Annotated in this window: 15 protein-coding genes; 11 read left to right on the plus strand and 4 right to left on the minus strand. The window is 57.1% G+C overall.

What is annotated here, in order from left to right:
• The first annotated feature begins 394 nt into the window (after window positions 1-394).
• From cyoA to DW58_RS09080, 6 genes are all read left to right on the plus strand, one after another.
• Complete coding sequence (cyoA, locus tag DW58_RS09055) at window positions 395-1,342, plus strand: cytochrome o ubiquinol oxidase subunit II (protein WP_024549858.1); 948 nt, start codon at window positions 395-397, stop codon at window positions 1,340-1,342.
• A gap of 19 nt (window positions 1,343-1,361) precedes the next feature.
• Window positions 1,362-3,353 carry a cytochrome o ubiquinol oxidase subunit I gene (gene cyoB, locus DW58_RS09060; RefSeq protein WP_024549857.1) on the plus strand — a complete coding sequence of 664 codons (1,992 nt, stop codon included), beginning with the start codon at window positions 1,362-1,364 and terminating at the stop codon, window positions 3,351-3,353.
• Window positions 3,343-3,963, plus strand: coding sequence for a cytochrome o ubiquinol oxidase subunit III (locus DW58_RS09065; protein WP_024549856.1), 621 nt, complete (start codon window positions 3,343-3,345; stop codon window positions 3,961-3,963). The genes cyoB and DW58_RS09065 overlap by 11 nt, the downstream gene beginning before the upstream one ends.
• On the plus strand, window positions 3,963-4,292 hold the full coding sequence (locus DW58_RS09070) for a cytochrome o ubiquinol oxidase subunit IV (RefSeq protein ID WP_024549855.1): 330 nt from the start codon (window positions 3,963-3,965) through the stop codon (window positions 4,290-4,292). The genes DW58_RS09065 and DW58_RS09070 overlap by 1 nt, the downstream gene beginning before the upstream one ends.
• 11 nt (window positions 4,293-4,303) lie before the next feature.
• On the plus strand, window positions 4,304-5,191 hold the full coding sequence (cyoE, locus tag DW58_RS09075) for a heme o synthase (protein ID WP_024549854.1): 888 nt from the start codon (window positions 4,304-4,306) through the stop codon (window positions 5,189-5,191).
• A gap of 144 nt (window positions 5,192-5,335) precedes the next feature.
• Entirely contained in the window at window positions 5,336-6,697 is a 1,362-nt protein-coding gene (locus tag DW58_RS09080) for an MFS transporter (protein ID WP_024549853.1), read from the plus strand.
• 32 nt (window positions 6,698-6,729) lie between these two features.
• Here the strand turns inward: DW58_RS09080 and DW58_RS09085 are convergent, their stop codons facing one another.
• Window positions 6,730-7,221, minus strand: a complete 492-nt coding sequence (locus DW58_RS09085; protein ID WP_024549852.1) for a YajQ family cyclic di-GMP-binding protein — start codon at window positions 7,219-7,221, stop codon at window positions 6,730-6,732.
• Between the two features lie 139 nt (window positions 7,222-7,360).
• Between DW58_RS09085 and panE the strand changes: the two genes are divergently transcribed.
• Both panE and yajL read left to right on the plus strand, forming a co-directional pair.
• Window positions 7,361-8,275, plus strand: coding sequence for a 2-dehydropantoate 2-reductase (panE, locus tag DW58_RS09090; RefSeq protein WP_024549851.1), 915 nt, complete (start codon window positions 7,361-7,363; stop codon window positions 8,273-8,275).
• On the plus strand, window positions 8,235-8,828 hold the full coding sequence (gene yajL, locus DW58_RS09095; protein ID WP_024549850.1) for a protein deglycase YajL: 594 nt from the start codon (window positions 8,235-8,237) through the stop codon (window positions 8,826-8,828). Before panE ends, yajL begins: the two co-directional genes overlap by 41 nt.
• Window positions 8,829-8,867: 39 nt before the next feature.
• Here the strand turns inward: yajL and thiI are convergent, their stop codons facing one another.
• The gene (thiI, locus tag DW58_RS09100) at window positions 8,868-10,316 is read right to left on the minus strand and encodes a tRNA uracil 4-sulfurtransferase ThiI (RefSeq protein WP_024549849.1); all 1,449 of its coding nucleotides are present in this window, start codon (window positions 10,314-10,316) and stop codon (window positions 8,868-8,870) included.
• Window positions 10,317-10,588: 272 nt separating this feature from the next.
• Here thiI and xseB point away from each other — a divergent pair, with 272 nt between their 5' ends.
• The 3 genes from xseB to dxs all read left to right on the plus strand — a co-directional run bounded on the left by xseB (window position 10,589) and on the right by dxs (window position 13,669).
• Window positions 10,589-10,831 (plus strand): exodeoxyribonuclease VII small subunit, encoded by a 243-nt coding sequence (xseB, locus tag DW58_RS09105; protein ID WP_024549848.1) that lies wholly within the window; start codon window positions 10,589-10,591, stop codon window positions 10,829-10,831.
• Complete coding sequence (ispA, locus tag DW58_RS09110) at window positions 10,832-11,731, plus strand: (2E,6E)-farnesyl diphosphate synthase (RefSeq protein WP_024549847.1); 900 nt, start codon at window positions 10,832-10,834, stop codon at window positions 11,729-11,731.
• Between the two features lie 75 nt (window positions 11,732-11,806).
• Window positions 11,807-13,669: a 1-deoxy-D-xylulose-5-phosphate synthase gene (dxs, locus tag DW58_RS09115; protein WP_024549846.1), complete on the plus strand. Its 1,863-nt coding sequence runs from the start codon at window positions 11,807-11,809 to the stop codon at window positions 13,667-13,669.
• A gap of 47 nt (window positions 13,670-13,716) precedes the next feature.
• On the opposite strand, the gene pgpA is transcribed toward dxs, so the two are convergent.
• Entirely contained in the window at window positions 13,717-14,238 is a 522-nt protein-coding gene (gene pgpA / locus DW58_RS09120) for a phosphatidylglycerophosphatase A (RefSeq protein WP_029696535.1), read from the minus strand.
• A complete protein-coding gene (gene thiL / locus DW58_RS09125) occupies window positions 14,210-15,193 on the minus strand; it encodes a thiamine-phosphate kinase (protein WP_024549844.1) in 984 nt (327 codons plus the stop codon). The genes pgpA and thiL overlap by 29 nt, the downstream gene beginning before the upstream one ends.
• Window positions 15,194-15,226 lie beyond the last annotated feature (33 nt).

Genomic DNA, 15,226 nt, shown 5'->3' on the forward strand with positions numbered 1-15,226 from the left:
GTTGTTGATTTGTGCGCTTAATAAAAGAAAACTCTTAACGATATATCGCACAGGTTATTTTTTCTTTACACGATTCAGCTCACACTGGTTTATTATAACGTTTATTTATTGTTTTTATTTGCTGCCGAGTTGTTAATTATTTGTGCGTTATTCTTCTTATTTATAGCAAATAGTCTTACCACCTCGTAGATAAGAGCATTTCCGTTATAACGCCCATTCCACGCGGCCTGCAGCTTACCTTTGGTTACAAGCGGTAATCGCTGTGACAACTCTGGCAGAACCCGGCAACACCTTCCTGACACAGTGCCAATCATGTTTACAGTAATGTAACCTTCCCGTAAAATGCCCGCACACTTTAAACGCCACCAGATCCCCGTGGAATTGAGGTCGTTAAATGAGACTCAGGAAATACAATAAAAGTTTGGGATGGATGTCATTACTCGCAGGCACTGTTTTACTCAGTGGCTGTGATTCTGCACTTCTTGACCCCAAAGGACAGATCGGTCTGGAACAACGTTCATTGATACTGACAGCACTTGGGCTGATGTTGATTGTCGTGATTCCTGCCATTCTTATGGCTATCGGTTTTGCCTGGAAGTACCGGGCATCGAACAAAGACGCCAAGTACAGCCCTAACTGGTCACACTCCAATAAGGTTGAAGCTGTCGTCTGGACGATTCCGATCCTTATCATCATCTTCCTGGCAGTACTGACATGGAAAACCACGCACTCGCTCGAGCCAAGCCGTCCGCTTGACCACGAAACGAAGCCGGTGACCATCGAAGTTATCGCTATGGACTGGAAATGGTTCTTCATTTATCCAGAGCAGGGTATCGCTACGGTTAATGAAATCGCCTTCCCGGTAAACACCCCAGTGGAATTCAAAATCACCTCTAACTCGGTGATGAACTCCTTCTTTATTCCGCGACTGGGCAGCCAGCTGTACGCAATGGCAGGGATGCAGACCAAACTGCACCTGATTGCGAACGAAGCAGGCACCTACGATGGTATCTCCGCGAACTATAGCGGCGCAGGTTTCTCCGGCATGAAGTTCAAAGCAATTGCTACGCCGGATAACGCAGCCTTCGACGCATGGGTAGCCAAAGCGAAGCAATCGCCAAACGTGATGAACGATATGGCGACTTACGAGAAGCTGGCTGCACCGAGCGAGTACAACAAGGTCGAATACTTCTCCAGTGTTAAACCCGATTTGTTTAAAGACGTTATTAACAAATTCATGGGACACGGGAAAAGCATGGACGTGACTCAGCCTGAAGGGAAGCATGCTTCTCATGAAGGGATGGAAGGCATGGACATGAATCACGCGGAAACCTCTCACTAAGGGGCCGAGGAATAATACGATGTTCGGAAAACTTACACTGGATGCAGTCCCGTACCATGAGCCGATTATCATGGTTACGATTGCAGCGATTCTCGTCGGAGGCCTGGCGTTAGTCGCAGCAATCACTTACTTCGGTAAGTGGTCTTATCTATGGAACGAGTGGTTGACCTCGGTTGACCATAAACGCCTGGGGATTATGTATATCCTCGTCGCTATTGTGATGCTGGTCCGTGGTTTCGCGGATGCCATCATGATGCGTACCCAGCAGCTGCTTGCCTCGGCGGGCGAAGCCGGGTTCTTGCCGCCTCATCACTACGACCAGATCTTTACCGCCCACGGCGTAATCATGATCTTCTTCGTGGCGATGCCGTTTGTTATCGGTCTGATGAACCTCGTGGTTCCGCTTCAGATTGGTGCGCGCGACGTGGCGTTCCCGTTCCTGAACAACCTGAGCTTCTGGTTCACCGTGGTTGGTGTGCTGCTGGTCAACATCTCACTGGGTGTGGGCGAGTTCGCACAGACCGGTTGGGTTGCGTATCCGCCACTCTCCGGCCTTGAGTACAGTCCAGGCGTTGGGGTTGATTACTGGATCTGGAGTATTCAGCTTTCCGGTATCGGTACGACGCTGACGGGGATTAACTTCTTCGTGACCATTCTGCGCATGCGTGCCCCTGGCATGACCATGTTCAAAATGCCGGTCTTTACCTGGGCGTCACTCTGCACCAACGTACTGATTATTGTCTCCTTCCCGATCCTGACGGTTACCGTCGCGTTGCTGACCCTGGACCGCTATCTGGGCACCCATTTCTTTACCAATGATATGGGCGGCAACATGATGATGTACATCAACCTGATCTGGGCCTGGGGCCATCCGGAAGTGTACATCCTGGTTCTGCCGGTGTTCGGTGTCTTCTCTGAAGTTACCGCGACCTTCTCGAAGAAACGTCTGTTTGGCTACACCTCCCTGGTATGGGCAACCATCGCGATTACGGTTCTGTCGTTCGTGGTATGGCTGCACCACTTCTTCACCATGGGTAGCGGTGCCAACGTAAACGCCTTCTTCGGTGTTGCCACCATGATTATCGCCATCCCGACCGGGGTGAAGATCTTCAACTGGCTGTTCACCATGTACCAGGGCCGCATTCAGTTCCACTCCTCCATGCTGTGGACCATCGGCTTCATCATCACCTTCTCCATCGGTGGTATGACCGGGGTACTGCTGGCGGTGCCGGGCGCTGACTTCGTGCTGCACAACAGTCTGTTCCTGATTGCTCACTTCCATAACGTTATTATTGGTGGTGTGGTATTCGGTTGCTTCGCCGGTATGACCTACTGGTGGCCGAAAGCGTTTGGTTACACCATGAACGAAAAATGGGGTAAACGCGCCTTCTGGTTCTGGATCATCGGCTTCTTCGTAACCTTTATGCCGCTGTACGCCATGGGCTTTATGGGTATGACCCGTCGTATCAGCCAGAACATCGATCCGCAGTTCCACACGCTGATGATTGTGGCTGAAATCGGTGCGGTACTGATTGCCTGCGGTATCCTGAGCATCGTTATCCAGATCTACGTGAGTGTCCGTGACCGTGACCAGAACCGCGATCTGACCGGTGACCCATGGGGTGGTCGTACGCTGGAGTGGGCAACCTCTTCTCCGCCGGCGTTCTACAACTTCGCCGTGGTTCCGGAAATTCACGAGCGTGATGCTTTCTGGGAAATGAAAGAGAAAGGTGAAGCATACAAGCAGCCGACGCACTATGAAGAAATTCATATGCCGAAAAACAGCGCCGCGGGTATCTACATCGGTGCATTCGCAACGGTCTTCGGTTTTGCCATGATCTGGCACATCTGGTGGCTGGCGATTGCAAGCTTCCTGGGCATTATCATCACCTGGGTTGCCAAGAGCTTCGATGAGGACGTGGATTACTACGTACCGGTTGCTACCGTCGAAAAACTGGAAAACCAGCACTTCGATGAAATCTCCAAAGCAGGGCTGAAAAATGTCAACTGATACTCTGACTCACTCAACTGCCCATGCGCATGACCACGATCATGGGCACCACGATGCAGGCGCCAATAAGGTATTTGGCTTCTGGATCTACCTGATGAGCGACTGCATTCTGTTTGCATGTCTGTTCGCAACCTATGCCGTTCTGGTGAACGGCACTGCAGGTGGCCCGACCGGCAAAGATATCTTCGAACTGCCGTTCGTTGCGGTTGAGACTGCCCTGCTGCTGTTCAGCTCCATCACCTACGGCATGGCAATCATTGCCATGAACAAGAACAACAAGAGCCAGGTTATGTCCTGGCTTGCCCTGACGTTCCTGTTTGGTGCGGGCTTCGTGGCGATGGAAATCTATGAGTTCCATCACCTGATCGTTGAGGGTTACGGCCCGGATCGTAGCGGCTTCCTGTCAGCGTTCTTTGCGCTGGTCGGTACCCACGGTCTGCACGTGACCTCAGGCCTTATCTGGATGGCATTCATGATGTTCCATGTTTACCATCGCGGCCTGACCAGCAATAACCGTGCCCGTCTGATGTGCCTGAGCCTGTTCTGGCACTTCCTCGACGTGGTATGGATCTGCGTATTCTCTGTAGTCTATCTGATGGGGGCGATGTAATGAGTCATGCAACCGATCATAACGGCGCTCATCACGGCAGTGTCAAAACCTACCTGACCGGTTTTATCCTTTCTATCATCCTGACGGCGATCCCGTTCTGGATGGTGATGGATGGCTCCGCATCACACGCCACTATCGTGGGTGTGGTTGTGGTCACCGCGGTGGTACAGATCCTGGTTCACCTGGTTTGCTTCCTGCACATGAACACCTCTTCTGAGGAGCGCTGGAATCTGGTAGCCCTGGTCTTTACGGCGCTGATTATCGCCATTGTGGTAGTAGGCTCCATCTGGATTATGTGGAACCTGAACTACAACATGATGATTCACTAAGAGCGGCGAAAATGTTTAAGCAATACCTGCAAGTGACAAAACCAGGAATTATTTTCGGGAATTTAATTTCTGTCATCGGGGGATTTTTGCTGGCCTCTAAAGGCAGCATTGACTATCCCCTCTTCCTCTACACGCTGGTTGGCGTGTCGCTTGTAGTCGCGTCCGGTTGTGTATTTAACAACTACATCGACCGCGATATTGACTGCAAGATGGAGAGGACAAGGAATCGCGTCCTGGTAAAAGGACTGATCTCTGCGAAAGTATCGCTGGTGTATGCAACCTTGTTGGGTATTGCTGGCTTTATGCTGCTGTGGTTCGGTGCCAATCCGCTGGCCTGCTGGCTGGGGGTGATGGGCTTTGTGGTTTATGTCGGGGTGTACAGCCTCTACATGAAGCGCAAGTCCGTTTACGGCACGCTTATCGGTAGCCTCTCCGGCGCAGCGCCGCCGGTGATTGGCTACTGTGCGGTAACCAACGTGTTTGATAGCGGTGCACTGATTCTGCTGGCGATCTTCAGCCTCTGGCAGATGCCGCACTCCTACGCGATCGCGATTTTCCGCTTTAAGGATTATCAGGCCGCCAACATCCCGGTTCTGCCGGTGGTGAAGGGGATCTCGGTTGCCAAGAACCACATTACGCTCTACATCGTTGCGTTCGCAGTCGCGACCCTGATGCTGACGCTTGGCGGTTACGCCGGGTATAAGTATCTGATCGTCGCTGCTGCGGTCAGCGTGTGGTGGCTCGGTATGGCCCTGCGTGGCTACAAAACCGAAAACGACAAAGTGTGGGCGCGTAAGCTGTTCGTGTTCTCCATTGTCGCCATTACCTCGCTGAGCGTCATGATGTCGGTGGACTTTATGGTGCCGGACTCGCAGAGTCTGCTGACCTACGTCTGGTAATTCAGACGACGTAAAAAGGGTGCTGCGGCACCCTTTTTTAATTTGTGCGCTTAACGCACACCGGTAACAATTTAACACCAGGCAACGATTTACCCTCCCCTTCCCCCGCACTACACTATGTCCGGCTTTTTTTCTGAGGTGGCAATGAACGACAATAAAATGACGCCAGTGGAACTGCGCGCTACATGGGGTTTAGGGACCGTATTTTCCCTGCGCATGCTCGGCATGTTTATGGTGCTGCCCGTTCTCACCACCTACGGTATGGCGTTACAGGGCGCCAGCGAAGCCCTGATTGGCTTTGCTATCGGTATTTATGGTCTGGCGCAGGCGCTGTTTCAGATCCCCTTCGGGCTGGTCTCTGACCGCATCGGCCGCAAGCCGCTTATCGTCGGCGGACTGGCGATATTTGTCTTAGGCAGCGTAATCGCCGCCGTCAGCGACTCTATCTGGGGCATCGTGCTTGGCCGCGCGCTGCAGGGCTCCGGCGCTATCTCCGCCGCGGTTATGGCGCTGCTTTCCGATCTTACCCGTGAACAGAACCGCACCAAGGCAATGGCCTTTATCGGCGTCAGCTTCGGCATCACCTTTGCCATCGCTATGGTACTCGGGCCCATCATTACTCACGCACTGGGTCTGCACGCCCTGTTCTGGATGATGGCGGTGCTGGCCGGGGCCGGTATTCTGCTCACGCTGTGGGTGGTGCCGGACAGCAAAACCCACGTTCTGAACCGTGAATCCGGCATGGTGAAAGGCTGCTTTAGCAAGGTGATGGCGAACCCGAAACTGCTGAAGCTGAACTTCGGGATCTTCTGTCTGCACATACTGCTGATGTCGACCTTCGTCGCCCTGCCCGGTCAGCTTGCCCAGGCCGGTTTCCCGACCCAGCAGCACTGGAAAATTTACCTCTTCACCATGCTGATTTCGTTCGTTTCGGTGGTGCCGTTCATCATCTATGCCGAAGCAAAACGTCGCATGAAGCGAGTGTTCGTGTTCTGCGTCGCGCTGCTGCTCGTGGCCGAGATCGTCCTCTGGGGCGCCGGTCCGCACTTCTGGGAACTGGTGATCGGCGTTCAGCTGTTCTTTATTGCCTTTAACCTGATGGAAGCCATGCTGCCGTCGCTTATCAGCAAGGAGTCACCGGCCGGTTATAAAGGCACCGCGATGGGGATCTACTCCACCAGTCAGTTTCTTGGCGTGGCGGTGGGCGGTTCGGTATCGGGCTGGATTGACGGCTTCTTCGACCCGCAGACGGTGTTCCTGGTAGGCGCCCTGCTGGCAACGGTCTGGCTGCTGGTGAGCCTGACCATGCAGGAACCGCCTTACGTCAGCAGCCTGCGCGTGGCGCTTCCGGATGACGTTCCGGCCGATGAACGCGTCACCGCGCAGCTTATGCAGCAGGAGGGCGTGCAGGAGGTACTGATGGCACCGGAAGAACGCAGCGTCTACGTGAAGATCGACACCAAAATCACGAACCGGTACAACGTTGAGCAGGCGCTCAGAGCATAAAAAAACAGGGCCGGAAGCGGCCCTGTTTGTTGTTAATCGCGGAAGTTTTTAAACTGGAACGGCTGTCCCAGGTTGCCGCCGCGCACCAGCGCCATCACCGACTGTAAATCGTCACGTGATTTTCCGGTAACGCGGATCTCTTCACCCTGAATCTGGGTCTGCACTTTCAGCTTGCTGTCTTTGATGAGCTTGACGATTTTCTTCGCCACCGAGGCTTCAATCCCCTGTTTCAGCTTCGCCTCAACGCTCCAGTTTTTACCGCTGTGCTCAAACTCTTCCGGCACGTCCAGCGACGCCCCTTCAATGCCGCGCTTGAGCAGCTTGGCGCGCAGGATATCCAGCAGCTGGTTGACCTGGAAATCGGACTCGCTCAGCACTTTGATGGTTTTGTTCTTATCATTCAGTTCAAAAGACGCGGTCACACCGCGAAAATCGAAACGGGTATCGAGTTCGCGCGTCGCGTTGTCCACGGCGTTGCTCACTTCCTGAAGGTCGACTTCAGATACGATATCAAAAGATGGCATGTTTATTTCTCCCTCTCTGGTGGTGCGTTGCATAATACCCGCAAGATTGCATAAAACAACTCGTTCCCGGTATTCGCCACGCTGCGCGACGGGAAAGGCGATAATTAACACCGGATGCGCTGCCTGGTGAGGAGCAAAGATGAAAATTACCGTGCTGGGCTGCGGCGCGCTGGGACAGATCTGGCTCACCGCGCTGCTGCGCCAGGGCCATGAGGTGCAGGGCTGGCTGCGTGTCCCGCAGTCGAGCTGCCGCTTGCAGGTACAGGAAACCGACGGCGAGATAACCGATGTCACCCTGCCCGCCAACGACCCTGGGCACCTGAGACAGAGCGATCTGCTGCTGGTGACCCTCAAAGCCTGGCAGGTTTCGGAGGCGGTGAAAGGTCTCGCCAGACATCTTCCCGCCCACAGCCCGATTCTGCTGATGCACAACGGTATGGGCACGGTTGATGAACTGCGCGGCCTGGCGCAGCCGCTGCTGCTCGGGGTCACCACCCATGCGGCGCGGCGCGAAGGCAACCGGGTGATCCACGTTGCTGCCGGCGTCACGCACATCGGCCCGGTAACCGAGTCCGCGCGGGATTACAATGCGCTGGCCGACACCCTGCAGTGTGCCCTGCCGGACGTGGCCTGGCATGATGATATTCGCGCCGCCGCCTGGAAGAAGCTGGCGGCCAACTGCGTGATCAACCCGCTGACGGCGCTCTATAACTGCCCTAACGGTGCCCTGCGCGACTATCCTGAAGAGGTGGCGCGCCTGTGCGACGAGGTCGCTCGGGTGATGGCGCGGGAAGATCACCACACTACCCCGGCCGATCTGCTGGACGGGGTATGGCAGATTATCGACAGCACCGCGGAGAATATTTCATCCATGCTTCAGGACGTACGCGCCCTGCGGCACACGGAAATTGACTACATCACCGGGTATCTGCTGCGGCGCGCCCGCGCCCACGGCATCCCGATGCCGGAGAACAGCCGGCTCTATGAACAGATTAAGCATAAGGAGAATGAGTATGAGCGCCTCGGCCCTGGTTTGCCTGGCTCCTGGGAGTGAAGAGACCGAAGCGGTCACCACCATCGACCTGCTGGTACGGGCGGGCATCGCCGTGACCACCGCCAGCGTCGCCAGCGACGGCGAATGCATTATCACCTGCTCGCGCGGCGTGAAGCTGATTGCCGATGCGCCGCTGGTGGAGGTGGCAGACGGCGATTTCGACGTTATCGTGCTGCCCGGTGGCCTGAAAGGCGCAGAGTGCTTTCGCGACAGCCCGCTGCTGGTGGAAACCGTGCGCCAGTTTCATCTCTCAGGGCGTATCGTCGCGGCTATCTGCGCGGCGGCGGGCACGGTGCTGGTACCGCACGACCTCTTCCCCATCGCCAACATGACCGGCTTCCCCGGACTGAAAGAGACCATCCCGGACACGCACTGGCAGGATAAGCGTGTGGTCTGGGATGCGCGCGTCAATTTGCTGACCAGCCAGGGGCCGGGCACGGCGATAGACTTTGCGCTAAAGATTATCGATCTGCTGGTTGGGCGCGAAAAAGCGCATGAGGTGGGATCGCAGCTGTTGATGGCCGCCGGCATTTACAGCTACCGGGATTACTGATTGCATCGCCCTCCCGGTGCGGGAGGGCGACAGAGAAGGCTACGGGCGGTAGACCTTGACGTTTTTGAAGCCCTGCTCGTGCAGGTAAAGCGCCTGCAAGCGGCTCATCACGCCGCGTTCACACCACAGCAGCCAGGTTTTGCTCTGGTCCAGATCGCCAAATTTGGTGCTGAGCTTGTAGAACGGCAGAGAAACCACCTCCACACCCTCAACCACCAGCGGCTTGTCGTCCTGCTCGTCGATGGAGCGGATGTCCAGGATGGCATCGTTCGGCCCGAAACCGTTCACGGTTTCCACTTCCACAACTTCCTGTTCGGTCTGCTGGGCGATTTCGCGAATATCCACGTTCACCGCGTTCTGCACGGCCTCGTCAAGAATGGCGAAATCAAAGTTCTGCTCTTCCGCTTCGATCTTCGCTTTCACCGCCTTCACCGTCGGGCTTTTGGAAATCACCCCGCAGTACTCCGGCATGGTGCGGGCGAAGTCTTCGGTGCCAATCTCACGCGCCAGATCGATGATGTGCTCTTTATCGTGGGAGATAAGCGGGCGCAGAATCAAGGTGTCGGAGACGTTATCGATCAGGCGCAGGTTGGTCAGCGTCTGGCTGGAAACCTGGCCGAGCGCCTCGCCGGTCACCAGCGCCTGCACGCCGTAGCGCTCGGCGACTTTCGACGCGGCACGCACCATCATGCGTTTCAGCACCACGCCCATCTGGCCGTCGTCCACTTTTTCGAGGATTTCGCCCACCACTGGCTCGAAGTTGATGGCGACGAAGCGCACGCGGTGGGAGCTGCCGAAGCGGTTCCACAGGTAGTACGCCACCTGACGAACGCCGATTTCATGCGCCGCGCCGCCAAGATTAAAGAAGCAGTAGTGCACGCGGCAGCCGCGACGCATCAGCATATAGCTTGATACACCAGAGTCGAAGCCGCCGGAGATCAGCGACAGCACGTCTTCCTGGGTGCCGATCGGGAAACCGCCGATGCCTTCGCTGCGGCTTTTGATCAGCAGCAGGCGATCGTCTTCGATCTCAAGGTGCACGGTCACGTCCGGGTTCTTGAGCTTCACGCGCGCCGAGTCAATATGCTGATTCAGCCCGCCGCCGATGTAGCGTTCCGCCTCAATGGAGCTAAACTCATGCTTACCGCGGCGTTTCACGCGCACACAGAAGGTTTTACCCTCCAGCTGTTCGTGGTACATCGCATAGGTTTTTTCGTAGATGTCGTGCAGCGAGGTGTAAGGCACATCATCCACGTCGAGAATATGATGAATACCGGGAATGCGGGTCAGCGCATCGCGGATCGCCGGGCCGTCGGCCTCGTTTTTCGCGCGCACGGTAATATGGTCCCAGTGGCGCACCACGGCGATACTTTCTTCGTATGACTTCAGAACGTTACGAATATTCCCGGTCAGGATTTTAATGAAGCGCAATCGCACAGATTGGCTCTTGATTGTGATTTCCGGGAACAATTTAATGATAAACTTCATGGCGGCAATGGTTCGTTGGCAGGCCCGAAGGCGTGTAAAAGAAGTACTGCAAGGCACGCGAGCCCTGCGTCATAAGCGCGCCAGTATATACCCAATTACCGTAAAGTGGCAGAGAAGAGAGACAATCCCGCCCTTTTCGCGACGTGAAGCGCCATCTGCGCGCCCGGTTGCTGCGTAATGCCTGCCCGCTGTTGCTGTCATTTGCTAATCATCCTGACTTCGCTACCATGATGATGTGATGATGAAATTAACCACAGAGCCAGACGCTAACTATGCCGAAAAAAAATGCCCTTCCCACCAGTTTCGAATCCGCGCTTCAGGAGCTTGAGCAGATTGTTACCCGCCTCGAAAGCGGCGATTTACCGCTCGACGATGCGCTGAATGAATTTGAACGCGGCGTACAGCTGGCTCGTCAGGGACAGGTGAAACTGCAACAGGCTGAACAGCGGGTACAGATCCTGCTCTCTGAAAACGATGAGGCGCCGCTTACGCCTTTCACCCCGGACGCCGAATAAATGGATTTCGCTCAGCTTTTACAGGCGCGCACCCAGCGCGCCAACGATGCCCTGCACGCGTTTATCGCTCCGCTGCCGTTTCAGAACACTCCGCTGGTTGAGGCGATGCGCTATGGCGCACTATTGGGCGGCAAACGCCTGCGCCCCTTCCTGGTGTACGCCACCGGTGAGATGTTCGGCATCAAGCAGGAGGCGCTCGACGCACCCGCTGCGGCCATCGAATGCATTCACGCCTACTCGCTGATCCACGACGATTTACCGGCGATGGACGATGACGACTTGCGTCGCGGCCAGCCGACCTGCCACATTAAATTTGGCGAAGCGAGCGCAATTCTTGCCGGCGACGCGCTGCAAACGCTGGCGTTCTCTATACTCAGTGATGCGCCAATGGAAGGCGTCGCGATGCACGACCGGCTGGCGATGGTTTCCGAGCTGGCGAAGGCCAGCGGCGTAGCGGGTATGTGCGGTGGCCAGGCGCTGGATCTCAGCGCCGAAGGGCAGCAGATCACGCTGGATGAACTGGAGCGGATCCACCGTCACAAAACCGGCGCGCTGATCCGCGCCGCGGTGCGTCTTGGGGCGTTAAGCGCCGGGATCCGCGGCCGGGAAGCCTTGCCGGCGCTGGATCGCTATGCAGAAAGCATCGGTCTGGCGTTCCAGGTTCAGGATGACATTCTGGATGTGGTGGGCGATACTGCCACCCTCGGAAAACGCCAGGGTGCTGACCAGGAGCTTGGCAAAAGCACCTACCCGGCGTTGCTGGGCCTTGAGCAAGCTCAGATAAAAGCTCGCGATCTCTACGAAGACGCCCTGAGGGCGCTAGAAGCGCTGGCTGCACAGTCGTTAGATATTACGGTTCTGGAAGCACTGGCGAATTACATTATCCAGCGAGATAAATAAACGTTTGTATTCGCGATGCCGGGTTGCCCCTCCGCAACCCTGTCCCGCGGGTGCAACACCACGATGAGTCTCTTGATGAGTTTTGATATAACCAAATACCCGACCCTGGCGCTGGTTGATTCCGCACAGGATCTGCGCGTGCTGCCGAAAGAGAGCTTACCCCGGCTGTGTGACGAACTGCGTCGTTATCTGCTGGACAGCGTAAGCCGTTCCAGCGGGCACTTTGCCTCCGGGCTGGGCACGGTAGAGCTGACCGTGGCGCTGCACTACGTCTATAACACCCCCTTTGACCAGCTGATCTGGGACGTGGGTCACCAGGCCTACCCGCACAAAATTCTGACCGGACGCCGGGATCGCATCGGCACCATCCGTCAGCAAGGCGGCCTGCATCCGTTCCCGTGGCGGGAAGAGAGCGAGTTCGACGTGCTGAGCGTCGGCCACTCATCTACCTCCATCAGCGCCGGTATCGGCATTGCGGTGGCAGCGGAGAAGGAAGGGAAAGACCGGCGCACCGTGTGCGTGATTGGCGATGGGGCCATCACCGCGGGGATGGCGTTCGAAGCCATGAACCACGCCGGGGATATCAAACCCGATATGCTGGTGGTGCTCAACGACAATGAAATGTCGATCTCTGAGAACGTCGGCGCGCTGAATAACCATCTGGCCCAGCTGCTCTCCGGCAAGCTGTACTCCACCCTGCGGGAAGGCGGCAAAAAGGTCTTCTCCGGTGTGCCGCCGATTAAAGAGCTGCTCAAGCGTACCGAAGAGCATATTAAAGGCATGGTGGTGCCGGGCACGCTGTTCGAAGAGCTGGGCTTTAACTACATCGGCCCGGTTGACGGGCACGACGTGCTGGGCCTGGTGCACACCCTGAAGAACATGCGCGGCCTGAAAGGCCCGCAGTTCCTGCACATCATGACCAAAAAGGGCCGCGGTTACGCCCCGGCGGAAAAAGATCCCATCACCTTCCATGCGGTGCCGAAATTCGATCCACTGGTCGGCGAGCTGCCGAAAAGCAGCGGCGGCCAGCCGAGCTATTCGAAAATCTTCGGCGACTGGCTGTGCGAAACCGCGGCCGTGGACGACAAGCTGATGGCGATCACCCCAGCAATGCGCGAAGGCTCCGGCATGGTGGAGTTCTCCCGCACCTACCCGGGGCAGTATTTCGACGTGGCGATTGCCGAACAGCACGCGGTGACCTTCGCGGCGGGGCTGGCTATCGGCGGCTACAAGCCGGTGGTGGCAATCTACTCCACCTTCCTGCAGCGCGCCTACGATCAGGTGATCCACGATGTGGCTATCCAGAAGCTGCCGGTGCTGTTCGCCATTGACCGTGCCGGCATCGTGGGTGCCGACGGGCAAACCCATCAGGGCGCGTTCGATCTCTCCTTCCTGCGCTGCATCCCCAACATGGTGGTGATGACCCCGAGCAACGAAGACGAGTGCCGTCTGATGCTTTACACCGGCTATCACTACACCGACGGCCCGAGCGCGGTGCGCTATCCGCGCGGTAACGCGCTGGGCGTTCCGCTGTCGCCGTTGCAGAAGCTACCGCTGGGTAAAGGCGTGGTGAAGCGCGAAGGCGAGAAGATTGCCCTGCTCAACTTCGGGACGCTGCTGGCGGAGGCCGATCAGGTTGCCGAGGCGCTGAATGCGACGCTGGTGGATATGCGTTTTGTGAAGCCGCTGGATGAAGCATTGATTCTGGAGATGGCCGCACGTCACGACGCGCTGGTTACCGTGGAAGAGAACGCCATTCAGGGCGGGGCGGGCAGCGGCGTCAACGAGGTGCTGATGGCGCATCGTCGCCCGGTGCCGGTGCTGAACATTGGCCTGCCGGACTTCTTTATTCCGCAGGGCACCCAGGATGAAGCACGCGCGGCCATCGGCCTGAACGCCGCCGGCATGGAAGAAAAAATCCGCGCCTGGCTGGCCTAGCGCATCGCGCCCAATAAAAAACGCCTCCCGATGGGAGGCGTTTTTGTTCAGATGAGGCCGATGGGCCAGTGATGGCCAATCACGTAGAGTATCCCCGCCGAGATCACCCCGGCGATAATATCGTCCACCATAATCCCCATCCCACCGTGCACGTTGCGGTCAAACCAGCGAATCGGCCACGGCTTCCACATATCCAGAATGCGGAAAATGACAAACCCGGCGGCAACCCACTGCCAGTCGGAGGTCGGCACCGCCATCAGGGTGATCCACATCCCGATAAACTCGTCCCACACGATGCTGCCGTGGTCGTGCACGCCCATGTCCCGCGCGGTCTGGTGGCAGAGATAAACCCCAATACTGATGCCCAGCATAATCGCCAGGGAGTAGAGCTGCCACGGCAGCAGGGTCAGCAGATACCAGAACGGAATCGCCGCCAGCGATCCCATGGTGCCCGGAATCCAGGGGCTTAACCCGCTGCCAAAGCCGGTGGCCAGCAGGTGCCACGGATTACGCAGGCTGAGGCGGCCTTTCGCCACGTCTTTATTTTTCATGCGTATCAAAGTGGTCATACCCTTTCCAGTCTGGCGTCACCGCCTCGCCCTGACAGGTGTAGCGCAGCCCTTCCGACGCCACCATCACCTGACCGATGCAGGTAAAGGGCACGCCATGATAGCCAAGCGCCACGTCCAGCGCGCCGCGGTTACGTTCCGGCACGGTAAAGCAGAGCTCGTAATCTTCTCCGCCGCCCAGCGCCCAGCGCAGCGCCTGCTCCGGCTCGACGTTCTCTTTCACCGCGTCGGAATAAGGCAGCGCATCCAGATCGATACGCGCGCCGCAGCCGCTGGCCTTCAGAATATGGCCGAGATCCGACACCAGTCCGTCGGAGAGATCGATGGCGCTGCTGGCAAGATCGCGCAGCGCCTGGCCCTGCAGGACGCGCGGCGTCGGGCGCAGGTGGCGCTGTACCAGATAGTCTGCCTGGGCGGGGTTGCTCACCGTCAGCCGGTTTTGCAGGATCGCCAGCCCGGCGGCGCTGTCGCCCGGCGTACCGGTCACATAGATCCAGTCCCCCGGCTTCGCACCGGAGCGCTTGAGCGCCCGTCCGGCCGGGACAAACCCGTGAATACCCAGCGTCATCGACAGCGGGCCACGGGTCGTGTCGCCGCCAATCAGTTGCATATCGTAGTAGTTAAGCTGTTCAAACAGGCTGTCGCTGAACGCTTCCAGCCAGTCTTCATCGACCTCAGGTAGGGTTAACGCCAGGGTTAACCACGCCGGATCGGCGCCCATCGCCGCCAGATCGCTGACGTTTACCGCAAGGGCTTTGTAACCAAGGTCGCGCGGGGAGATGTCAGGTAGAAAATGGGTGCCGCTCACCAGGGTGTCTGTGCTGATGGCCAGCACCTGCTTCTCCGGGACGGTGAGCAATGCACAATCATCACCGATGCCGGTTTCCACATCGCGCCGCGAGGTTCTGACCCGGTCAAAATAACGGCCTATCAGAGAAAACTCACCGCATGCCATACGTGAAATGCCTCAGCAGGAGGAAAGAAGAAG

This window comes from Siccibacter turicensis LMG 23730, assembly GCF_000463155.2.
GTDB classification, from domain to species: Bacteria; Pseudomonadota; Gammaproteobacteria; order Enterobacterales; family Enterobacteriaceae; genus Siccibacter; species Siccibacter turicensis.